Genomic DNA, 21780 nt, shown 5'->3' on the forward strand with positions numbered 1-21780 from the left:
TTCTATGCCCTAGGGGTTCGCCATGACAGTTGCAGCGCCTGTGAAATCGAGCGCCGCCCGCGCGGCGCATCGCCGGCAAGCCGGCTCCCACATCTGTTTCGGGCCAGTTACTCCTGCACCTTAGGCGCGCGCACCCTTGGTGCATGGCTGGATATTGATGAAAGGCAGAGGCGACACCTTCAATATCGAAGGGGACGAACAAGGCGTGCAGCGGTGAATTCACAGGAGAGACTGGCCCGAAACAGATGTGGGAGCCGGCTTGCCGGCGATGCGCCGCGCGGGCGGCGCTCGATCTCACAGGCGCTGGAAAACCCAAGGCATGCACCTGTCAGCTCTGATACCCATCCAAGGCATGCTCCCTGACCTCCGGCAGATGAGCCTCCGCCGTGCCTATGGTAGAGTGGCGGCCTTTATCCGAAGGGGCGTTTACTGTGTGGGAATTGGTCAAGTCCGGTGGTTGGATGATGCTGCCGATCATTCTGAGCTCCATCGCTGCCATGGCTATCGTCATCGAGCGCCTGTGGACCCTGCGCGCCAGCCGCGTCACCCCGCCACACTTGCTGGGCCAGGTCTGGATATGGATCAAGGACAAGCAACTCACCAGTGACAAACTCAAGGCGCTGCGCGCCGATTCGCCACTGGGTGAGATCCTCGCCGCGGGCCTGGCCAATTCGCGCCATGGCCGCGAAATCATGAAAGAGTGCATCGAAGAGGCAGCTTCGCGCGTTATCCACGAGCTGGAGCGCTACATCAGCACCCTCGGCACCATCGCCGCCATGGCCCCGCTGCTGGGCCTGCTGGGCACCGTGCTGGGCATGATCGACATCTTCAGTGCCTTCATGGGCACGCAGATGACCGCCAACGCCGCGGTACTGGCCGGTGGTATTTCCAAGGCCCTGGTCACCACGGCGGCGGGCCTGATGGTTGGTATTCCGGCGGTGTTCTTCCACCGTTTCCTGCTGCGCCGCATCGATGAACTGGTGGTGGGCATGGAGCAGGAGGCGATCAAGCTGGTGGAAGTGCTGCAGGGCGACCGCGAAGTGGAAGTGACCGGAGGCAAGGCGTGAAGTTCCGGCGCAATCGCCAGCGGGAGAACGTCGACATCAACCTGGCGTCGCTGATCGACGTGGTGTTCGTGCTGCTGCTGTTCTTCGTGGTCACCACCACCTTCACCCGTGAAACGCAACTGCGGGTCGAGCTGCCGGAGGCCGCCAGTGCCGAGCAGGCGCCGGCCGACCAGGGCAAGCTGGTGGAAATCACCATCAGCGCCGAAGGCGTGTACTCGGTGAACAACCACCTGCTGCCCAAGAGCGACCTGGCCACCCTGAGCGAGGCCATCGAGCGTGAGTCGGGTGGTGACAACCAGCTGCCGCTGGCCATCAGTGCCGATGGCAAGACCCCGCACCAGGCTGTGGTCACTGCGATGGATGCTGCCGGCAAGCTCGGCTTCAGCCAATTGCGCATGACCACCGTCGAGGCGGCCCAGGACACGCCCTGATGGCTATCGCCGACCGCCTGCTCGCCGCCTGGTACGCCGGGCACCCGGCGCTAGCGCTGCTGCGCCCGCTGGAGGCGTTGTACCGCCGCGTGGTCACGCGCAAGCGCGCGCGTTTTCTAAAGGGTGAAAGTGCCAGCTACCGCGCACCGGTGCCGGTCATCGTGGTGGGCAATATCACCGTGGGTGGCACCGGCAAGACACCGATGATTCTCTGGCTGATCGAGCATTGCCGCCAGCAGGGGCTGAACGTCGGCGTGGTCAGCCGTGGCTATGGCGCCAAACCGCCGCAGTTGCCGTGGCGGGTGTTGGCCGACCAGTCTGCCGAACAGGCCGGGGACGAACCGCTGCTGATCGTGCAGCGCAGCGGGGTACCGCTGATGATCGACCCGGATCGCGCCCGCGCCGTGCAGGCCCTGCTGGCCAGTGAACCGCTGGACCTGATCCTGTGTGATGACGGCATGCAACACTACCGCCTGGCACGTGACCTGGAGCTGGTCCTGATCGATGCCGCGCGTGGCCTGGGCAACGGCCGCTGCCTGCCGGCCGGCCCGCTGCGCGAGCCTGCCGAACGCCTGCAGGGCGCCGATGCGGTGCTGTTCAATGGTGCCGGCGAAGACCGTGCCGGTGGCTTTGGCCTGCGCCTGCAGCCATCCGCACTGGTCAACCTGCGCAGTGGCGAACGCCGCCCACTCGACCACTTTCCCGCCGGCCAGCGCCTGCACGCGGTGGCCGGTATCGGCAACCCGCAACGTTTCTTCAATACCCTGCAGGGGCTAAACTGGCAGCCGCTGCCGCACCCTTTTGCCGACCATGCACACTTCAGCGCCCGGAGCCTGGCCTTCAGCCCACCGCTACCGCTGGTCATGACCGAGAAGGACGCCGTGAAATGCCGCGCCTTCGCCGCCGACGACTGGTGGTACCTGGCTGTCGAAGCACAGCCCACGCCGGCATTCAGCGCCTGGTTCGACAGCCAGCTGCAGCGTTTGCTGCACAAGCCCTGAGCCCGTTTTCATTTCTGGCCATCTGGCCTAAAGGAAGCCTTCAATGGACACCAAACTGCTCGATATCCTCGCCTGCCCGATCACCAAGGGCCCGCTCAAGCTCAGCGCCGACAAGACCGAGCTGATCAGCAAGGGTGCCGGCCTGGCCTACCCGATTCGCGACGGTATCCCGGTCATGCTGGAGAGTGAAGCACGTACCCTGACCGACGACGAGCGCCTGGACAAATGAGCCTGAACTACACCGTGGTGATTCCTGCCCGCCTGCGTTCCACGCGCTTGCCAGGCAAGCCGCTGCTGGCCATCGCCGGCAAGCCGATGGTGCAACATGTATGGGAGCAGGCGCGCAAGAGCGCGGCCAGCCGCGTGGTCATCGCTACCGACGATGCCAGCATCTTCGAAGCTTGCCAGGCATTTGGCGCCGAAGTGCTGATGACCCGTGTCGACCATGAGTCGGGTACCGACCGCCTGGCTGAAGTGGCGACGCAACTGGGCCTGGCGGCCGATGCCATCGTGGTCAACGTGCAGGGTGACGAGCCGCTGATCCCGCCGGTGATCATCGACCAGGTAGCTGCCAACCTGGCTGCCCACCCGCAAGCGGCCATCGCCACCCTGGCCGAGCAGATCCATGAGCCGGAAACCGTGTTCAACCCCAATGCGGTGAAGGTGGTCAGCGACAAGCACGGCCTTGCCCTGAGCTTCAGCCGGGCGCCGCTGCCGTGGGCGCGTGACACCTTCGCCAAAGGCCAGGACCAGTTGCCAGCCGGCGTGCCTTACCGCCGCCATATCGGCATGTACGCCTACCGCGTGGGCTTCCTCCACGACTTCGTCAGCTGGGGCCCCTGCTGGCTGGAGCAGACCGAAGCCCTGGAGCAGTTGCGTGCCCTGTGGCACGGTGTGCGCATCCACGTCGAGGACGCGATCGAGGCGCCTGCCGTGGGTGTAGACACCGCAGAAGACCTGGAGCGCGTACGGCGCTTGCTGGAGGCCTGATGCGCGTACTGTTCGTGTGCCTGGGCAACATTTGCCGCTCGCCCACTGCCGAAGGCGTGCTGCGCCACCAGCTACAGGCTGCCGGGCTCGCCGACCGCGTGCAGGTGGCCTCCGCGGGTACGGGCGACTGGCACGTTGGCAAACCACCCGACAGCCGCACCTGCAAGGCGGCGCTGGCGCGTGGCTATGACTTGTCCAGGCAACGCGCGCAGCAGGTCAAGCAGCGGCACTTCGCCGAATACGACTTGGTGCTGGCCATGGACGAGAGCAACCTTCGCGACCTGCGTGCCCTGCGCCCGCCAACGGCGACGGGCGAGCTTGACCTGTTCCTGCGCCGCTATGGTGCGGCATTGGATGAAGTGCCTGACCCGTACTACGGCGGCGCCGATGGCTTCGAGCAGGTACTCGACCTGATCGAATCGGCCTGCCAGGCGCTGGTGCTGGAAATCAAGGGGCGGTTATGACCGGGCAATGGCAGGAGCAGGTATCGCTCAAGCCTTACAACACCTTCGGCATCGACGTGAAGGCGCGTTATTTCAGCCAGGCCCGCAATGACCTGCATGTGCGCCAGGCGCTGAGCCAGGCTCAGCGCCTGGCGTTGCCAGTGCTGGTGATCGGGGGCGGCAGCAACCTGCTGCTGACGCGCGATATCGATGCGCTGGTCTTGCACATGGCCAGCCAGGGCCGCCGGGTGCTCAGTGATGACGGCGAGCATGTGGTGGTCGAAGCCGAGGCCGGCGAGCCCTGGCACCCGTTCGTGCAGTGGACCCTGGCGCAGGGTTTTTGCGGCTTGGAGAACCTCAGCCTGATCCCTGGTACCGTGGGCGCTGCACCCATGCAGAACGTGGGTGCCTACGGGGTGGAGATCAAGGATGTGTTCGTCGGCCTTACGGCCCTGGACCGCGAGACGGGCGAGCTGCGCGACTTCGCGCTGGCGGACTGTGCCTTCGGTTACCGCGACAGCGTATTCAAGCGTAACCCAGGCCGGTGGTTGATCCTGCGGGTGCGGTTTGCCTTGAGCCGTACCCTGCACGCGCACCTGGACTACGGCCCGGTCCGCCAGCGCCTGGCAGAGCAGGGCGTGACCGAACCGACGGCGCAGGCGATCAGCGATGCGATCTGCAGCATTCGCCGCGAAAAGCTGCCAGACCCGGCCGAGCTGGGTAATGCCGGGAGCTTCTTCAAGAACCCGGTGGTTTCGGCCGAATGCGTGGCGCGCATCCGTGCGCAGTACCCCGGCGTGGTCGCCTATCCGCAGGCTGACGGTCAGGTAAAGCTGGCCGCAGGCTGGTTGATCGAGCAGGCAGGCTGGAAGGGCTATCGCGAGGGTGATGCCGGGGTGCATCGCTTGCAGTCGCTGGTGCTGGTCAACCATGGCCAGGCGAGCGGGGCGCAGATGCATGCGCTGGCGCGACGGATCCAGGCCGATATCCTCGAACGGTTCGGGGTTGAGCTGGAGATGGAGCCTAACCTGTACTGAATTAGAGGGCGGTGCAGAACCTGTAGGAGCGGCCTTGTGTCGCGATGGGGCGCAAAGCGGCCCCAGGAATATTTGCATTGACGCTGAAATCTGGGGCCGCAACGCGCCCCATCGCGACACAAGGCCGCTCCTACAAAGGGCAGCGCCGGCGCTGACATAAAGTGATAGGCCAAGAAAAAGCCCCGCCAGTTCGCACTGGCGGGGCTTTTTCATTCAGCCTTGGCTATCAACCATGATGAGGCTTTTGCTCATCGGCGGTTTCCAGGGCTGGCTCTCCGGCGGCTGCAGCAGCTTCCTGCGCGGCTTTGGCGGCAGCCTCGGCCTCACGTTTGCGGCGGCGAACTTCACGCGGGTCATTCGGCGCACGGCCGTTGGCCAGCATGACAGTGGCAGGCTCTACCACAGCTGGGGCCGCGACCGGCGCAGGCTCGACAGCCACAGGTGCAGGCTCGGCCACTACTTCTGGCTGGGCTTCGGCAACCGGGGCAGGCTGTTCGGTAGCCGGCGCAGCCTCGACCACGGTCGGGGCCTGCTCGATTTCACCGGCTTCGACAGCTGGAGCTTCTACCGGAGCTTCGACAGCCACGGCCGGCTCGGCAACAGGCGCTTCTTCGACGACCGGTTGTGGCGCGACTTCGACCACTGGCTCGGCAGTTGCCTCGACCACGGCCACAGGCTCGCTGACCGGCTGCTCGACCACTGGGGCCACGGCCACTTCTTCAACCTTGGTGACAACTTCGACTTGCTCGAGCTTTTCAGCCTGCTCAACCGGCTGGGCGGCTTCGCTGTTGTCGGTTGCTGCAGCGGCAACGACGTCAGCGGTGGCGCGCTCGGCCTGTTGGTTGGCCTGGGCCTCGGCATCGCTGCTGATGTTGCTGGTAGCAACCGCTGCAGTTACAGCCAGGCCCGCCGCCAGTTCAGCACCCAGCTCGGTGGCCTGGTGCTGCTGTGGCTGCTCGTCGCTGCCTTCTTCTTCGCCGTCGATCAGCTCGCCATTGGCATTGCGCTGACGTTCACGACGGTTGCTGCGGCGACGCTGGCCACGCGAGCGGCGGCGCGGACGCTCGCCATCCGTGCCTTCCTGCTCGTCTTGCAGCTGTTCTTCGTTCGGCAGTTGCTCTTCGGCCAGCTCGGCAGCCTGTTCGGCCGCTTCTTCGGCAGCGCGCGGCTGACGCTCTTCACGGGGTGGGCGTGGGGCACGCTCTTCGCGCGGGGCACGTTCTTCACGTGGAGCACGTTCTTCGCGCGGAGCACGCTCTTCACGCGGGGCGCGTTCTTCACGCGGTGCACGCTCTTCACGGGCTACGCGCTCTTCACGCGGCTGGCGCTCTTCACGCTCGGCTGGCGGAGTGGCATCCAGCGGCTCGCGCAGTTCGCGCACGCGCTCTTCGCCACGGTTGCCACGGCGGTCTTCGCGTGGCTGGCGTGGGGCGCGTTCCTCACGTGGTGCACGCTCTTCGCGTGGTGCGCGCTCTTCACGTGGCGCACGTTCTTCACGCGGGGCGCGCTCTTCGCGTGGCGCACGTTCTTCACGCGCAGCGCGTTCCTCGCGTGGCTGACGCTCTTCGCGTGGTGCGCGTTCGGCACGCTCTTCACGTGGTTTACGCTCTTCGTCGCGGCGGCCATTGCGGTTGCGGCTTTGCTGACGGCCGTTGCGGCGTTCTTCGTTGCGTGGGCTGCGCTCGGCGGCCGGTTTCTCGGCGGCAGGGGCGACCGGGGCAGCGGCAGGCTCGTCCTTGCCGGCGAACAGGCTGACCAGCGACTTGACCAGGCCCTTGAACAGGCTTGGCTCCGGCGCGCTCGGCGCGGCGGCGGCGGCCGGTGCAGGCTGCTGCTCTTCGGCGGCGGCCGGTACCGGTGCATTGGCGCGGGCCGGGGCGGTTTTCACGGCCGCTTCCTGGCGAACCAGGGTACGGGTGGCAGTCGGTTGTGGTGCTTCTTCGGTTTCGCTGGCGGCGATTTCGTAGCTGGACTGGTTGTTCAGCACTTCCGGGTTGTCGTCGCGCAGGCGCTGGACTTCGAAGTGCGGGGTTTCCAGGTGATCGTTCGGCAGGATGATGATGCGCGCACGGGTGCGCAGCTCGATCTTGGTGATGGAATTACGCTTTTCGTTGAGCAGGAACGCTGCTACCGGGATTGGCACCTGGGCACGCACTTCGGCGGTGCGGTCTTTCAGGGCTTCTTCTTCGATCAGGCGCAGGATGGCCAGCGAGAGCGACTCGACGTCACGGATGATGCCGGTGCCGGAGCAACGTGGGCAGACGATGCCGCTGCTTTCACCCAGCGATGGGCGCAGGCGCTGACGGGACATTTCCAGCAGGCCAAAGCGCGAGATGCGGCCAACCTGCACGCGGGCGCGGTCGGCTTCCAGGCACTCACGCACGCGCTCTTCGACGGCGCGCTGGTTCTTGGCCGGGGTCATGTCGATGAAGTCGATGACGATCAGGCCGCCGATGTCACGCAGGCGCAGCTGGCGGGCGATTTCCTCGGCCGCTTCCAGGTTGGTCTGCAGGGCGGTTTCTTCGATGTCGCTGCCTTTGGTGGCGCGTGCCGAGTTGATGTCGATGGACACCAGGGCTTCGGTCGGGTCGATCACGATCGAGCCACCGGACGGCAGGTCGACCACGCGCTGGAAGGCGGTTTCGATCTGGCTTTCGATCTGGAAGCGGTTGAACAGCGGCACGCTGTCTTCGTAGAGCTTGACCTTGCTGGCGTACTGCGGCATCACCTGGCGGATGAAGGTCAGGGCTTCTTCCTGGGCGTCGATGCTGTCGATCAATACTTCGCCGATGTCCTGGCGCAGGTAGTCGCGGATGGCGCGGATGATGACGTTGCTTTCCTGGTAGATCAGGAACGGCGCGGCGCGGTCCAGGGACGCTTCCTTGATGGCGGTCCACAATTGCAGCAGGTAGTCCAGGTCCCACTGCATTTCTTCGCTGCTGCGGCCCAGGCCGGCAGTGCGCACGATCAGGCCCATGTCGCCCGGTACGGTCAGGCCGTTCAGGGCTTCGCGCAGTTCGTTGCGCTCTTCGCCTTCGATGCGGCGCGAGATGCCACCGGCGCGCGGGTTGTTGGGCATCAGTACCAGGTAGCGGCCGGCCAGGCTGATGAAGGTGGTGAGGGCGGCACCTTTGTTGCCACGCTCTTCCTTCTCGACCTGAACGATGACTTCCTGGCCTTCGCTGAGCACTTCCTTGATGTTTACCCGGCCTTCCGGGGTTTTCTTGAAGTATTCGCGGGAGATTTCTTTCAGCGGCAGGAAGCCGTGACGTTCGGAACCGAAGTCGACGAAGGCGGCTTCGAGGCTGGGTTCGATGCGGGTGATCTTGCCTTTGTAGATGTTGGCCTTTTTCTGCTCACGCGCGCCGGACTCGATGTCCAGGTCGTAGAGACGTTGGCCGTCCACCAGGGCTACACGCAACTCTTCGGGTTGAGTTGCGTTAATCAGCATTCTTTTCATGTTGTACCGTCGGTTTCCGGGCTGCCGGAAACGGCGTTCGGCACACACGACGTCTCATGGTCGGTGCCAAGGTGCGCAAAGGGTGGCCGGGCCACCCCCGTGTCGAGCAACGTTCGGCACCAGCCGGTTGCCCAGCCTGCCGTTGTCGCGACGACGCGTCCTGTTTGCTGCGGTGCCAACAAGGCCCCGGTGGCTTCGAATGGGTATCCGAATCAACCAAGCGGGCCGTGTGCACTCAGTCAGGAGGAGGAATCAACCGTCAGCCGTGGACGCCCGGGGGCATCTGTTCAGGACCTTATCCGCTCACCAGCCTTCAATCGGCTGCTGGCCGGACGCGGTGCTACACGGTCCGAGGGCTGTGCATCTCCACCCTGCACGTATCCCTGATAATTCGGGTGCTGCCGCGCGCTGAATCCGCAACGGGTTGCATTTTTCGCCAGCTTCGAATGGGAAGCTGACGCCATTACATGTCCAAGGCTGTTGTTTCCGGAGCATTCGCCTTGCGTTGCGTGGAAGCGACGGGGGCGGGCAGAGCTACAACGAAAAGAATCGGGTAAGCAGGTGAACAACCACACTTGTCGTTTTTTTTCGGTCTTCTCTACACAGCGCTGGTGGCGATTCCAGGCAATTCGGTAAACTGGCGAAAACCCCGTAGGACGGCCTCGCGTCCTGGAGAATTGCGTAGGTCAGCAACCGGCCCAGGGCCTGGTTTTGCTGGCCTGCCACTTTTGGCGGCGTTCGCGACTATAGCAGCAATGATTAAGTGCTTCAATTCCATAAAAAATTGTTATGATTCCCGCCATGACGACCAATACCCCTCCGACTTCCGGCGTACAGCTGATCGAAGTCGCGCCGGAGCTTGCCGGCCAACGCATCGACAATTTCCTCATCACGGCGCTCAAGGGCGTGCCCAAGACGCTGGTCTACCGCATCCTGCGCAAGGGTGAGGTGCGGGTCAACAAGGGCCGCGTGAAACCCGAGTACAAGATCCAGGCCGGCGATATCGTGCGGGTGCCGCCCGTCCGCCTGCCGGAGCGCGACGAGCCGGCACCGGTCGCCCAGGGGCTGTTGCAGCGCCTGGAGGCGGCCATCGTCTATGAAGACAAGGCGCTGATCGTGATGAACAAGCCGGCCGGCATCGCCGTGCATGGCGGTAGTGGCCTGAGCTTCGGCGTGATCGAGGCGCTGCGCCAGCTGCGCCCTGACGCCAAGGAGCTGGAGCTGGTGCATCGCCTGGACCGCGACACCTCCGGCCTGCTGATGATCGCCAAGAAGCGCAGCATGTTGCGCCACCTGCATGCGGCGCTGCGCGGTGATGGCGTGGACAAGCGCTACATGGCATTGGTGCGGGGCCACTGGCCCACGGCCAAGAAACAGGTCAACGCGCCCCTGCTCAAAAGCAACCTGCGCTCGGGCGAGCGTATGGTCGAGGTGAACGATGAGGGCAAGGAGGCGCTGACCCTGTTCCGCGTGCTGCGTCGCTTCGGCGATTTCGCCACCATTGTCGAGGCGCGGCCGATCACCGGGCGTACCCACCAGATTCGCGTGCATACCCTGCATGCCGGGCACATGATCGCCGGCGACAACAAATACGGCGACGAAGATTTCAGCCGCGAAATTCGCGAGTTGGGTGGCAAGCGCCTGTTCCTGCACGCCTACGCGCTGACCGTGCCGCTGCCGGACGGTGGCGAGCTCAAGCTTGAAGCGCCGGTGGACGAAGTCTGGGCCAAGACGGTGGAGCGGCTGAGTGCGCCGTGACCTATGAAAAAAGCTTATGAACTGCTGATCTTCGACTGGGACGGCACGCTGGCCGACTCCATCGGGCGCATCGTCGAGTCCATGAACGCGGCTGCCGTGCGTGCCGGTGAGGCGCAACGCAGTGATGATGCGATCAAGGGCATCATCGGCCTGGCCCTGGACGAGGCCATCCATACCCTGTACCCGCACCTGGAGCCCGTTCAGGTCGAAAGCTTCCGTCAGCACTACGCTGATATCTACACCGCCCTGGATCAGCAGCCTTCGCCGCTGTTCGAGGGGGTGAGCGAGTCGCTGGACGCCTTCCGCGCCGAGGGTTACCGCCTGGCGGTGGCCACCGGCAAGGCCCGTCGCGGCCTCGATCGGGTGCTCAAGGCCAACGGCTGGCAGGCGTTTTTCGACATTACCCGCGCCGCTGATGAAACCCGTGGCAAGCCACACCCGCTGATGCTCGAGGAAATTCTCGGCCATTGTGGTGTAGAACCGCAGCGTGCGCTGATGGTCGGAGATTCGGCATTCGACCTGCAAATGGCCAGCAATGCCGGCATGCATTCGGTGGCCGTGGGCTATGGTGCCATGTCGCTACAGGCGCTGGCCGAGTTCGGTCCGCAGTTATGCATCGAGCATTTTTCCCAGCTGCGCGAGTGGTTGGCTGGGGCCGCAATTCCACTTCCAAGGTAGGTGAGCATGGCAGACGAATGGAAAGCCCCCGAGGCCGAGCCCGGGGAGCGCGAAGAGCGCAAGAGCTGGCAACTGCTGGAAAAGACCCTGTTGGCCAGTGTGCAGGAGCAGCGCCGCTCACGGCGCTGGGGTATTTTTTTCAAGCTGCTGACCTTCGTTTACCTGTTCGGCATCATGGCGCTGTTCTCGCCGCTGATGGATATGGACAAGGCGGCCTCGCGCGGTGCCAGCCATACCGCACTGGTCGAGGTGCGTGGCGTGATTGCCGACCAGGAGGCAGCCAGCGCAGACAATATCGTCAAGAGCCTGCGTGAGGCCTTCAAGGACAGCAAGACCAAGGCGGTGGTAATGCGCATCAACAGCCCGGGTGGCAGCCCGGTGCAGGCCGGTTACGTGTACGACGAAATCCGCCGCCTGCGTGCCGAATACCCGGCCATCAAGCTGTACGCGGTAATCGCCGACCTGGGGGCGTCCGGTGCCTACTACATTGCCAGTGCGGCAGACGAGATCTACGCCGACAAGGCCAGCCTGGTCGGGTCCATCGGGGTAACGGCGGCCGGCTATGGCTTCGTCGGTACCATGGAAAAGCTGGGTGTCGAGCGCCGCGCCTACACCTCGGGTGAGCACAAGGCGTTCCTTGATCCGTTCTCGCCGGAAAAGCCCGAGGAGACGCGGTTCTGGCAAGGGGTGCTGGACACCACGCACAACCAGTTCATCGCCATGGTCAAGCAGGGCCGCGGCGAGCGCCTGAAAGACAAGGAGCACCCGGAGCTGTTCAGTGGCCTGGTGTGGTCGGGTGAACAAGCCAAGTCGCTGGGGCTGGTGGATGGGCTGGGCAGTGCCAGCTATGTGGCCCGCGAGATCGTGGGCGAGAAGGAGCTGGTGGACTTCACCGTGCAGGAATCGCCGTTTGACCGCTTCTCCAAGCGGGTCGGGGCCAGTGTGGCTGAGCACCTGGCCATGTGGATGGGCTTCCAGGGGCCACAGCTGCGCTGATAGCCTGTTCTGGCCCCATCGCCGGCAAGCCGGCTCCCACAGGCACCCCACAGTTCTCAAAACTTGTGCAGTACCTGTGGGAGCCGACTTGCCGGCGATGGGGCGCAAAGCGCCCCCAGGCCCTCAAGGAATCACCACCCCTTCCTTGGTCAGCATGTCCACCAGCCGAATCAACGGTAGCCCGATCAGGCTGGTGGCGTCGCAGCCATGGGTGCTCTGAAACAAACTCACCCCCAACCCCTCCGCCTTGAAGCTGCCGGCGCAGTCCAGCGGCTGCTCCGCAGCGACATAGCGCTCCACCTGCTCGGGGCTCAGTTCGCGCAAGGTCACGGTAAACGGTATGCAATCAACCTGGCATTGGCCGGTGGCGCTGTTAAGCAGTGCCAGCCCGGTCAGGAAGCACACCTGCTGCCCGCTGCACGCCAGCAGTTGTTCGCACGCGCGCTCGAAGGTCTGCGGCTTGCCCAGCACCTGTTCGCCCAGCACCGCCACCTGGTCCGAGCCGATGATCAGGTGCCCGGGGTGGTTGCCCGCCAGCGCCTCGGCCTTCTGCCTGGCCAGGCGCTGCACCAGTTCTGGTGCTGGCTCGCCGGCGTGGCGCTGCTCGTCTATGTCGGGGCTTGCCCAGGTGAAAGGCAGCTGCAGGCGGGCGAGCAGTTCGCGGCGATAGGCAGAGCTGGAAGCCAGTAACAGAGGAAGCATGGTAGACTCCTGATTCAGTTGAACAAATTCTATCACGCACGATGCCGCCTAATTTCCTTTGACAGGGGCGGGGGGCATCCCTATTATGCTGCGCCTATGTTGAATGACCCGATTCCACCTCACGTTGACCCGCGCAAATTAGCCGATCGTGGCGTAACCCTTAACGGTTCGCTGCAGCTCGCTGATTTGGAAAGACTCTGCGACCCGCTTTCCGACAATGTCGGTACGGTGCAGGCGAAGTTCGATTTTGAACGAGATGAACAGCACGTGGTGGTTATCCACAGCGAGCTGGACGTCGAAGTCAAAATGGTTTGCCAGCGTTGTCTTGAGCTGGTCACCCTGCCGATCCATAGCGAATGCACTTACGCTGTGGTGAAGGAGGGTGCGAATACCCAGTCGTTGCCGAAAGGCTATGACGTGCTGGAACTGGGCGAAGATCCTTTGGATCTGCAGGCATTGATCGAGGAGGAGCTTCTGCTCGCCCTGCCAATCGTGCCTGCTCATCATCCGGAAGAATGCCAGCAGCCGGCGGGCGCAGACGAGCCCGAATCGAGCAAGGACGAGGTATCGCGGTCCAACCCGTTCAGTGTTTTGGCGCAGTTAAAGCGTGACCCAAACGTTTAGGAGTTAATCAATTATGGCTGTTCAGCAGAACAAAAAATCCCGCTCTGCCCGTGACATGCGCCGTTCGCACGACGCTCTGTCGGAAAACGCGCTGTCGGTAGACAAGTCCACCGGTGAAGTCCACCTGCGCCACCACGTTTCGCCAGAAGGCGTATACCGTGGTCGCAAAGTGGTCGACAAGGGCGCTGACGAGTAATCCTTGTCCGCTCAGGTCATCGCGATCGACGCAATGGGCGGGGACTTCGGTCCCCGCAGCATTGTTCAGGCTAGCATTGCCTGCCTTTCCGCTACCCCCTCGTTGCACCTGACCCTCGTCGGTCAACCCTCCCTCCTGGAAGATCTTGTCAGCGGCCTTGCGGCTGCGGATCGCGCGCGCCTGCAAATCGTCGCCGCCAGTGAAGTGGTCGGCATGGACGAGCGGCCATCCCAAGTGCTGCGTGGCAAGCCGGACTCGTCCATGCGCATCGCCCTGGAACTGGTGCGTGATGGCAAGGCCCAGGCCTGCGTCAGTGCCGGCAACACTGGCGCGCTGATGGCATTGTCACGCTTCGTGCTCAAGACCCTGCCGGGTATCGACCGCCCGGCCATGGTGGCGGCGATCCCGACCCAGGCCGGTTACTGCCAGTTGCTCGACCTGGGCGCCAATGTCGATTGCAGTGCCGAAAACCTGTACCAGTTCGCCGTGATGGGGTCGGTGGCCGCCCAGGCCCTGGGTGTTCACCGCCCGCGGGTGGCGTTGCTGAACATCGGTACCGAGGACATCAAGGGCAACCAGCAGGTCAAGTTGGCGGCAAGCCTGTTGCACAATGCCCGCGGGCTCAACTATGTGGGCTTTGTCGAAGGTGACGGGCTCTACCGTGGCGAGGCGGATGTGGTGGTGTGCGACGGCTTCGTTGGCAATATTCTGCTCAAGTCCAGCGAGGGCCTGGCCACCATGATCGGTGCGCGGATCGAGCAATTGTTCAAGGGCGGGTTGCTGGCGCGGGCCGCTGGAGCCGTGGCCATGCCCCTGCTCAAGCGCCTGCAGGCCGACCTGGCGCCGGCGCGGCACAATGGCGCGAGTTTCCTGGGTTTGCAGGGTATCGTCATCAAGAGCCATGGCTCTGCGGGCGTTCAGGGGTTCCAGAGTGCCATCCAGCGGGCGTTGATCGAGATTCAGGAGAATCTGCCGCAGCGTTTGCACGGGCGTTTGGAGGACCTGCTGCTTTAGCCTGCGACGGGGCCCGGGCAGGCAAACAAAGACCTTAGGCATATCCCCGATGAAGTGCTTAAATGTGACCGCTTGGTCTGCGTCTTCATCCAAGCTTTCAGATTCCGCGCCTGGCCCAAGGCCTGGCGTACCCTATCCGACGACAAGATCATAAGGGCTTGTTCAATGTCTGCATCTCTCGCATTCGTCTTTCCCGGTCAAGGTTCCCAGTCGCTGGGCATGCTCGCCGAGCTCGGCGCCGAGAAGCCAGTGATCATCGAAACCTTCAAGGAAGCTTCTGAAGCTCTCGGTTACGACCTGTGGAAGCTGGTTCAGGAAGGTCCGGAAGAGCAACTCAACCAGACTGACAAGACGCAGCCGGCGATCCTCGCCGCGTCCATCGCGCTGTGGCGTCTGTGGCTGGAAGAGGGCGGTGCCACGCCAGCTTTCGTGTCCGGTCATAGCCTGGGTGAATACAGCGCCCTGGTCGCTGCCGGCAGCATCAGCCTGAAAGACGCTGTGCGCCTGGTCGAGCGCCGTGGCCAGCTGATGCAGGAAGCGGTACCTGCCGGGCACGGGGCCATGGCCGCCATCCTCGGCCTCGACGACGCTGTGGTCGTGGAGCTGTGCGCCGAAGCGGCTGAAGATGAAGTGGTCAGTGCCGTCAACTTCAACTCGCCAGGGCAGGTGGTCATCGCCGGCAACAAGGCGGCGGTCGACCGCGCCATGGAGCTGTGCAAGGCCAAAGGCGCCAAGCGCGCCCTGCCGCTGGCCGTCAGCGTGCCTTCGCACTGCGCCCTGATGAAGCCGGCTGCCGAGCGCTTTGCCGATGCGGTCAACGCCATCGAGTGGAAGGCCCCGCAGATCCCGGTGGTGCAGAACGTCACCGCCGCCATCGCGGCCGACCTCGATGCCCTCAAGCAGGACCTGCTGGCGCAGCTGTACCAGCCGGTACGCTGGGTTGAGTGCGTGCAGGCCCTGGCGGCCAATGGTGCAGTCAATCTGGTCGAGTGCGGCCCGGGCAAAGTCCTGGCTGGCCTGAACAAGCGTTGCGCCGATGGCGTGACCACTTACAACCTCAATACCCCTGACGCCGTTGCCGCCACCCGCGCGGCACTGGCCTGATTTGGAGAAGCTTGCATGAGCCTGCAAGGTAAAGTTGCACTGGTCACTGGCGCCAGCCGTGGCATTGGCCAGGCCATCGCCCTGGAACTGGGCCGCCAGGGCGCAACCGTGATTGGTACCGCCACTTCGGCCTCCGGCGCCGAGCGTATCGCCACCACCCTGAAAGAGCACGGTATCACCGGCACCGGCATGGAACTGAACGTGACCAGCGCCGAGTCGGTTGACGCGGTACTGGCTGCCATTGGCGAGCAGTTCGGCGCCCCGGCCATTCTGGTCAACAACGCCGGCATCACCCGGGACAACCTCATGCTGCGCATGAAAGACGACGAATGGTTCGACGTGATCGACACCAACCTGAACAGCCTCTACCGTCTGTCCAAGGGCGTGCTGCGTGGCATGACCAAGGCCCGTTGGGGTCGTATCATCAGCATCGGCTCGGTCGTCGGTGCCATGGGTAACGCTGGCCAGGCCAACTATGCGGCTGCCAAGGCCGGGCTGGAAGGCTTCAGCCGCGCCCTGGCGCGTGAAGTCGGTTCGCGTGGCATTACCGTCAACTCGGTGACCCCTGGTTTCATCGATACCGACATGACCCGCGAACTGCCTGAAGCGCAGCGCGAAGCCCTGCAAACCCAGATTCCACTGGGCCGCCTGGGGCAGGCCGACGAAATTGCCAAGGTGGTTTCGTTCCTGGCTTCGGACGGTGCAGCCTATGTAACCGGTGCAACCGTGCCGGTCAACGGCGGGATGTACATGTAACCCTGCAACTCAATGTGACGGATTTCGTAAAAAAAGAGTCATACTGCGAGCCTAAAATCCGTTATAAAGCTGCAATCAGATTCCAGACAGCGGGTGCGGTGACTAGCCTGAAGGCAGGTTCAGCTTGAAAAGCGAACGTCTTTCTATAAAATTAGCCACCGGCCAGCTGCCTGCATATATCCATTAGGAGTGAAAACTAGGTATGAGCACCATCGAAGAACGCGTCAAGAATATCGTCGCCGAGCAACTGGGCGTCAAGGCAGAAGAAGTGACTGCTGAGAAGTCCTTCGTGGATGACCTGGGTGCCGATTCGCTTGACACCGTTGAACTGGTGATGGCTCTGGAAGAGGAATTCGAGACCGAAATCCCTGACGAAGAAGCCGAGAAGATCACTACCGTTCAAGCTGCTATCGACTACGTCAAGAACCACCAGGCTTAAGACGTTACCGTCGACGCTACTTGTCGGGGAAAACCGCACTGCCTTCGCTGGCGTGCGGTTTTTTCTTTGCGAGCGCCGCGTATTGTCCAGGCCGCCTCGTTCACCGCGCACCAAGAGCCTGTTGCCATTTCATTCCAGCGCTTGAATGCAATGCCAAGAGACTCTGTTATTAGAAAAGGAGAGTACTGTGTCGCGTAGACGCGTCGTGGTCACCGGTATGGGTATGCTGTCGCCACTGGGTACCGATGTACCGAGCACCTGGCAGGGCATTCTGGCTGGCCGCAGTGGCATCGGTCCGATCGAACACACGGACCTGTCTGCCTACTCCACCCGTTTTGGCGGCTCGGTGAAAGGCTTCGAGGTGGAGCAGTACCTGTCGGCCAAAGAGGCCCGCAAACTCGACCTGTTCATCCAGTACGGCCTGGCGGCCGGGTTCCAGGCGGTGCGTAATGCCGGCCTGGAAGTCACCGACGCCAACCGCGAGCGCATCGGCGTGGCCATGGGGTCGGGGATCGGTGGCCTGACCAACATCGAAGAAACCAGCCGCACCCTGCATGACTCGGGGCCGCGTCGCATTTCGCCATTCTTCGTGCCGGGCTCGATCATCAACATGATCTCGGGTTTCCTGTCGATCCACCTGGGCCTGCAGGGCCCCAACTACGCCATTGCCACGGCCTGCACCACCGGCACCCATTGCATCGGCATGGCCGCGCGCAATATCGCCTACGGTGAAGCCGACGTAATGATTGCCGGCGGCGCCGAAATGGCCGCTTGCGGGCTGGGCATGGGTGGCTTCGGTGCTTCGCGCGCGCTGTCCACCCGCAACGACGAGCCTGCCCGCGCCAGCCGCCCATGGGACAAAGGCCGCGACGGTTTCGTGCTGTCCGACGGTGCCGGTGCCTTGGTGCTCGAAGAACTGGAGCATGCCCAGGCCCGTGGGGCGACCATCTATGCCGAGTTGATCGGTTTTGGCATGAGCGGCGACGCCTATCACATGACCTCGCCACCAGACTCCGGTGAAGGCGCTGCGCGCTGCATGGCCAACGCCCTGCGCGATGCTGGCATCCAGCCGGAACACGTGAGCTACATCAACGCTCATGGCACTTCGACCCCCGCGGGCGACATTGCCGAGGTGGCGGCGATCAAGCGCGTATTCGGCGACCACGCCTACAAGCTGGCAGTCAGCTCGACCAAGTCGATGACCGGCCACCTGCTGGGGGCGGCTGGCGCGGTAGAAGCGATCTTCAGTGTGCTGGCGATCAACAGCCAGATGGCGCCCCCGACCATCAACCTGGACGAACCGGACGAGGGTTGCGACCTGGACTTCGTGCCGCACCAGGCGCGCAGCATGCCGATCGATGTGGTGTTGTCGAACTCGTTCGGCTTTGGTGGCACCAACGGCTCGCTGGTGTTCCGCCGGTTCGCCGGTTGATGCTCAGCTGGATCGACGGCCAGCCCGCGACTGCGCTCAATCTGCAGAACCGCGGGCTGGCTTACGGCGATGGTCTTTTCGAAACCATCGCCGTTCGGCATGGCCGGCCCAGCCTTCTGGATGGCCATCTCGCTCGCCTGGCGCTGGGTTGCCAGCGGCTGGCGATTGGCGCCGACCTGGCGCAGGTGCGTGAGGAATTGCTGCGCTACGCCGGCCAGCTCGGCGACGGGGTAGCCAAACTCATCCTCACCCGTGGCGACAGCCAGCGTGGTTACGCGCCGGTTGCCGATGCCGTGCCCCGGCGTATCCTGCAGGGCGGCCCATTACCCAGCTATCCTGTTGCCCATGCCGAGCAGGGCGTACGCTTGTTCCCCTGCCAGACACGGCTTGGGGAACAACCGTTGCTGGCCGGGCTCAAACACCTCAACCGCCTTGAGCAGGTGCTGGCCCGTGCCGAATGGCAGGACAGTGACCATGCCGAGGGCCTGATGTGTGACGGGCAAGGCCGGGTGATCGAAGGGGTATACAGCAATCTGTTCCTGGTGCGCGACGGCGTGCTTTTTACTGCCGACCTCAGCCGTTGTGGCGTGGCCGGGGTCATGCGCGGTGCCTTGCTCGAACAGGCGCGCTTGCAGGGTATTACGGCCAACGTCTGCGACCTGCCGTATGGTGCGCTGGAGCAGGCCGATGAAGTATTTGTTTGCAACAGCGTCTATGGCGTGTGGCCCGTGCGCGGGCTTGCCGCGTTAAACTGGTCGCCGGGCCCGCTTACCCGAAAACTGCAGGCCGTTGCCCGTACGTTACTGGAAACCTGAATTCGTGAGACGTAAATTCCTGCTGCTGCTGGAAATGGGTCTGATCCTCGCCGGTCTGGCGCTAGGCTGGTCGGCCTGGAAAATCAACTCGGTCCTGGAGCAGCCACTGCATGTCACGCAGGAACGCCTGCTCGACGTGCCCAATGGCACCACCCCCAACCGCATGTTCTACCGCATGCAAACCGAAGGGCTGCTCGACGACGCCGTCTGGTTGCGCCTGTACTGGCGTTTCAACATGGCCGGTACCCCGCTGCACACCGGCGAATACCGCCTCACCCCTGGCATGACCGTCGAGCAACTGTTCGACGCCTGGCGCCGGGGCGACGTGGTGCAATACAACCTGACCCTGGTCGAGGGCTGGACTTTCCGCCAGCTGCGCGCGGCCGTGGCCAAGCATGAAAAGCTCAAGCACACCCTGGATGGCCTGTCGGACGCCGAGGTCATGGACAAACTCGGCCATACCGGTGTGTTCCCTGAGGGCAGGTTCTTCCCCGATACCTACCGCTTCGTGCGCGGCATGAGCGACGTCGAATTGCTGCAGCAGGCCTACATGCGCCTGGAAGAAGTGCTGGCCAAGGAATGGGCCGAGCGCGCCACCGACCTGCCGTACCGCGATCCCTACCAGGCGCTGATCATGGCTTCGCTGGTGGAGAAGGAAACCGGCATCCCCCAAGAGCGCGGGCAGATCGCCGGGGTGTTCGTGCGGCGTTTGCGCCTGGGCATGATGCTGCAGACCGATCCGACGGTTATCTACGGGATGGGTGAGCGCTATAACGGCAAGATCACCCGTGCCGACCTGCGTGAGCCTACGCCCTACAATACCTACACCATCACTGGCCTGCCGCCCACGCCGATTGCCATGGTCGGCCGCGAGGCGATTCACGCGGCGCTTAACCCGGCCGATGGCACCAGCCTGTACTTCGTCGCCCGTGGCGACGGCAGCCATGTGTTCTCCGACGACCTCAACGATCACAACTCGGCGGTGCGGGAGTTTCAGCTCAAGCGGCGGGCAGACTATCGCTCCAGCCCCGCGCCGCAGCAGCCGGCAAAGCCGGGCGCCGACGACGCTGCGCCAGCCGCCGGCGAAGAGCAGCCGGTACCCGATGAGCCGGCTGCGCAGCCGGCGCCGGCCGCTCCCGCCGGTGATGCCCAGGCGGCCGAGCCGGCAACGCCTGACGAACAAGATTAAGGACTGCCTGTGAGCGGCTTGTTTATTACTTTGGAAGGCCCCGAAGGCGCGGGCAAAAGCACCAACCGCGACTACCTGGCGGCGCGCTTGCGCGAGCATGGCCTGGATGTGGTGCTGACCCGTGAGCCAGGTGGCACGCCGCTGGCCGAGAAGGTGCGTGAGCTGCTACTGGCCCCCAGCGATGAACCCATGGCAGCCGACACCGAACTGCTGCTGGTGTTCGCTGCCCGCGCCCAGCACCTGGCCCAGGTGATCCGCCCGGCGCTGGCCCGTGGCGCTGTGGTGTTGTGCGACCGGTTTACCGATGCCACGTATGCCTACCAGGGCGGCGGCCGCGGCCTGTCGGTCGAGCGTATCGCCACCCTGGAGCAATTCGTCCAGGGCGACCTTCGCCCGCAGCTGACCCTGGTGTTCGACCTGCCGGTCGAAGTCGGTTTGGCCCGTGCCGCTGCGCGCGGTCGCCTCGACCGCTTCGAGCAGGAAGGCCAGGCGTTTTTCCAGGCTGTGCGCCAGGCCTACCTGCAGCGCGCCCAGCGCGAACCGCAGCGTTACAGCCTGCTGGATGCCGCACAGCCGCTCGCAGCCGTGCAGCGTGCTATCGATGCGCTGTTGCCGGCCATCGTGGAGCGTTGCCGTGGCTGAGGCCTACCCATGGCAGCAGGCGCTCTGGCAGCAATTGGCCGGGCGCAGTCAGCATGCCCATGCCTACCTGCTGCACGGGCCGCAGGGCATTGGCAAGCGGGCCATGGCCGAGCGCCTGATGGCCCGCCTGTTGTGCCAGCAGCCGCAAGGCCTGGATGCCTGCGGCACCTGCAAATCCTGCCTGCTGCTGAAGGCCGGTAGCCACCCTGACAACTACATCCTTGAGCCCGAAGAGGCCGATAAGCCGATCAAGGTCGACCAGGTCCGTGAGCTGGTGGCCTTCGTGGTGCAGACGGCGCAGTTGGGTGGGCGCAAGGTGGTGTTGATCGAGCCGGTCGAAGCCATGAACGTCAATGCTTCCAACGCACTGTTGAAAAGCCTTGAGGAGCCTTCCGGCGACACCGTGTTGCTGCTGGTCACGCACCAGCCCAGCCGGCTGCTGCCGACCATCAAGAGCCGTTGTCAGCAGGTAGCCTGCCCCCAGCCAAACCTGGCCCAGAGCCAGGCCTGGTTGGCCGCGGCGTTGCCTGATATGGACGAGGCCGAGCGCGACGAATTGCTGAGTTTGGCCGCCGGCTCGCCGCTGATGGCGATCAGCCTGCAGGCGCAGGGTGTGCGTGAGCAGCGTGCGCTGGTTACTGACGGGGTGAAGAAGTTGCTCAAGCAACAGCAATCGCCCAGCCAGCTGGCTGAAGCCTGGAAGGCTGTGCCGATGTTGAGGGTATTCGACTGGTTCTGCGATTGGGCGCACCTCATTCTGCGCTACCAGTTGACCCAGGACGAGGAGGGGTTAGGCTTGGCCGATATGCGCAAGGTGGTGCAGTACCTGGCGCAGAAAAGCCGCCAGGCCAAGGTGCTGGAGGTGCAGGCGTGGATCCTCGAACAGCGCCAGAAGGTGCTGGGTAAGGCCAACCTCAATCAAACCCTGTTGCTCGAATCGCTGCTGGCCCATTGGCTGCAACTGCCGGGCGCCCGCTGATTTCCCATTTTCCATGTGTGCCGCTAT

At 63.9% G+C, this 21780-nt stretch carries 23 protein-coding genes; 21 read left to right on the forward strand and 2 right to left on the reverse strand.

The genetic code is table 11. From position 1 onward, the window contains the following. The first annotated feature begins 431 nt into the window (after nt 1–431). Genes DMX12_RS24545 through murB form a run of 7 tightly spaced genes read left to right on the forward strand, consistent with a single transcriptional unit; the run spans nt 432 to nt 4969 of the window. Complete coding sequence (locus DMX12_RS24545) at nt 432–1067, forward strand: MotA/TolQ/ExbB proton channel family protein (RefSeq protein ID WP_110679694.1); 636 nt, start codon at nt 432–434, stop codon at nt 1065–1067. Continuing rightward, a complete protein-coding gene (locus tag DMX12_RS24550) occupies nt 1064–1498 on the forward strand; it encodes a biopolymer transporter ExbD (protein ID WP_110679695.1) in 435 nt (144 codons plus the stop codon). The genes DMX12_RS24545 and DMX12_RS24550 overlap by 4 nt, the downstream gene beginning before the upstream one ends. Continuing rightward, nucleotides 1498–2499, forward strand: a complete 1002-nt coding sequence (gene lpxK / locus DMX12_RS24555) for a tetraacyldisaccharide 4'-kinase (RefSeq protein ID WP_110679696.1) — start codon at nt 1498–1500, stop codon at nt 2497–2499. Before DMX12_RS24550 ends, lpxK begins: the two co-directional genes overlap by 1 nt. 43 nt (nt 2500–2542) lie before the next feature. After that, on the forward strand, nt 2543–2728 hold the full coding sequence (locus DMX12_RS24560; protein ID WP_003247142.1) for a Trm112 family protein: 186 nt from the start codon (nt 2543–2545) through the stop codon (nt 2726–2728). Further along, nucleotides 2725–3489 (forward strand): 3-deoxy-manno-octulosonate cytidylyltransferase, encoded by a 765-nt coding sequence (gene kdsB, locus DMX12_RS24565; protein WP_110679697.1) that lies wholly within the window; start codon nt 2725–2727, stop codon nt 3487–3489. The genes DMX12_RS24560 and kdsB overlap by 4 nt, the downstream gene beginning before the upstream one ends. Then, on the forward strand, nt 3489–3953 hold the full coding sequence (locus DMX12_RS24570; RefSeq protein ID WP_009685205.1) for a low molecular weight protein-tyrosine-phosphatase: 465 nt from the start codon (nt 3489–3491) through the stop codon (nt 3951–3953). The genes kdsB and DMX12_RS24570 overlap by 1 nt, the downstream gene beginning before the upstream one ends. Beyond that, nucleotides 3950–4969, forward strand: a complete 1020-nt coding sequence (gene murB, locus DMX12_RS24575) for a UDP-N-acetylmuramate dehydrogenase (protein ID WP_054905784.1) — start codon at nt 3950–3952, stop codon at nt 4967–4969. Before DMX12_RS24570 ends, murB begins: the two co-directional genes overlap by 4 nt. A 226-nt stretch (nt 4970–5195) precedes the next feature. On the opposite strand, the gene rne is transcribed toward murB, so the two are convergent. Next, nucleotides 5196–8429, reverse strand: a complete 3234-nt coding sequence (gene rne, locus DMX12_RS24580) for a ribonuclease E (RefSeq protein WP_177411286.1) — start codon at nt 8427–8429, stop codon at nt 5196–5198. Between the two features lie 801 nt (nt 8430–9230). Here rne and rluC point away from each other — a divergent pair. The 3 genes from rluC to DMX12_RS24600 are packed head-to-tail and all read left to right on the forward strand — an operon-like array spanning nt 9231 to nt 11861. Next, on the forward strand, nt 9231–10187 hold the full coding sequence (gene rluC, locus DMX12_RS24590) for a 23S rRNA pseudouridine(955/2504/2580) synthase RluC (RefSeq protein WP_009685075.1): 957 nt from the start codon (nt 9231–9233) through the stop codon (nt 10185–10187). Nucleotides 10188–10190: 3 nt separating this feature from the next. Next, the gene (locus DMX12_RS24595) at nt 10191–10865 is read left to right on the forward strand and encodes an HAD family hydrolase (RefSeq protein ID WP_110679699.1); all 675 of its coding nucleotides are present in this window, start codon (nt 10191–10193) and stop codon (nt 10863–10865) included. A 6-nt stretch (nt 10866–10871) separates the two neighbouring features. After that, the gene (locus DMX12_RS24600; protein ID WP_110679700.1) at nt 10872–11861 is read left to right on the forward strand and encodes a S49 family peptidase; all 990 of its coding nucleotides are present in this window, start codon (nt 10872–10874) and stop codon (nt 11859–11861) included. A 123-nt stretch (nt 11862–11984) separates the two neighbouring features. Here the strand turns inward: DMX12_RS24600 and DMX12_RS24610 are convergent, their stop codons facing one another. Continuing rightward, nucleotides 11985–12563 carry a nucleoside triphosphate pyrophosphatase gene (locus DMX12_RS24610; protein ID WP_110679702.1) on the reverse strand — a complete coding sequence of 193 codons (579 nt, stop codon included), beginning with the start codon at nt 12561–12563 and terminating at the stop codon, nt 11985–11987. A 96-nt stretch (nt 12564–12659) separates the two neighbouring features. Between DMX12_RS24610 and DMX12_RS24615 the strand changes: the two genes are divergently transcribed. From DMX12_RS24615 to DMX12_RS24665, 11 genes are all read left to right on the forward strand, one after another. Continuing rightward, nucleotides 12660–13187 (forward strand): YceD family protein, encoded by a 528-nt coding sequence (locus DMX12_RS24615; protein ID WP_012313431.1) that lies wholly within the window; start codon nt 12660–12662, stop codon nt 13185–13187. A 13-nt stretch (nt 13188–13200) separates the two neighbouring features. Next, a complete protein-coding gene (gene rpmF / locus DMX12_RS24620; RefSeq protein ID WP_029887079.1) occupies nt 13201–13383 on the forward strand; it encodes a 50S ribosomal protein L32 in 183 nt (60 codons plus the stop codon). A 3-nt stretch (nt 13384–13386) separates the two neighbouring features. Beyond that, nucleotides 13387–14397: a phosphate acyltransferase PlsX gene (gene plsX, locus DMX12_RS24625; protein WP_082416259.1), complete on the forward strand. Its 1011-nt coding sequence runs from the start codon at nt 13387–13389 to the stop codon at nt 14395–14397. Nucleotides 14398–14562: 165 nt separating this feature from the next. After that, nucleotides 14563–15501, forward strand: a complete 939-nt coding sequence (fabD, locus tag DMX12_RS24630; protein WP_082414728.1) for an ACP S-malonyltransferase — start codon at nt 14563–14565, stop codon at nt 15499–15501. A gap of 15 nt (nt 15502–15516) precedes the next feature. Continuing rightward, nucleotides 15517–16257, forward strand: coding sequence for a 3-oxoacyl-ACP reductase FabG (gene fabG / locus DMX12_RS24635; protein ID WP_110679703.1), 741 nt, complete (start codon nt 15517–15519; stop codon nt 16255–16257). Nucleotides 16258–16459: 202 nt separating this feature from the next. Next, entirely contained in the window at nt 16460–16696 is a 237-nt protein-coding gene (gene acpP, locus DMX12_RS24640) for an acyl carrier protein (RefSeq protein ID WP_110679704.1), read from the forward strand. A gap of 187 nt (nt 16697–16883) precedes the next feature. Then, on the forward strand, nt 16884–18128 hold the full coding sequence (gene fabF, locus DMX12_RS24645; protein ID WP_009685064.1) for a beta-ketoacyl-ACP synthase II: 1245 nt from the start codon (nt 16884–16886) through the stop codon (nt 18126–18128). Beyond that, a complete protein-coding gene (gene pabC, locus DMX12_RS24650; RefSeq protein WP_110679705.1) occupies nt 18128–18943 on the forward strand; it encodes an aminodeoxychorismate lyase in 816 nt (271 codons plus the stop codon). Before fabF ends, pabC begins: the two co-directional genes overlap by 1 nt. Before the next feature lie 4 nt (nt 18944–18947). Further along, nucleotides 18948–20132 carry an endolytic transglycosylase MltG gene (mltG, locus tag DMX12_RS24655; RefSeq protein WP_110679706.1) on the forward strand — a complete coding sequence of 395 codons (1185 nt, stop codon included), beginning with the start codon at nt 18948–18950 and terminating at the stop codon, nt 20130–20132. Between the two features lie 9 nt (nt 20133–20141). Further along, nucleotides 20142–20774 carry a dTMP kinase gene (gene tmk, locus DMX12_RS24660; protein WP_110679707.1) on the forward strand — a complete coding sequence of 211 codons (633 nt, stop codon included), beginning with the start codon at nt 20142–20144 and terminating at the stop codon, nt 20772–20774. Next, nucleotides 20767–21753 carry a DNA polymerase III subunit delta' gene (locus tag DMX12_RS24665; protein WP_029887100.1) on the forward strand — a complete coding sequence of 329 codons (987 nt, stop codon included), beginning with the start codon at nt 20767–20769 and terminating at the stop codon, nt 21751–21753. Before tmk ends, DMX12_RS24665 begins: the two co-directional genes overlap by 8 nt. Nucleotides 21754–21780 lie beyond the last annotated feature (27 nt).

The organism is Pseudomonas sp. MB-090624 (assembly GCF_003205245.1).
GTDB classification, from domain to species: domain Bacteria; phylum Pseudomonadota; class Gammaproteobacteria; order Pseudomonadales; family Pseudomonadaceae; genus Aquipseudomonas; species Aquipseudomonas juntendi.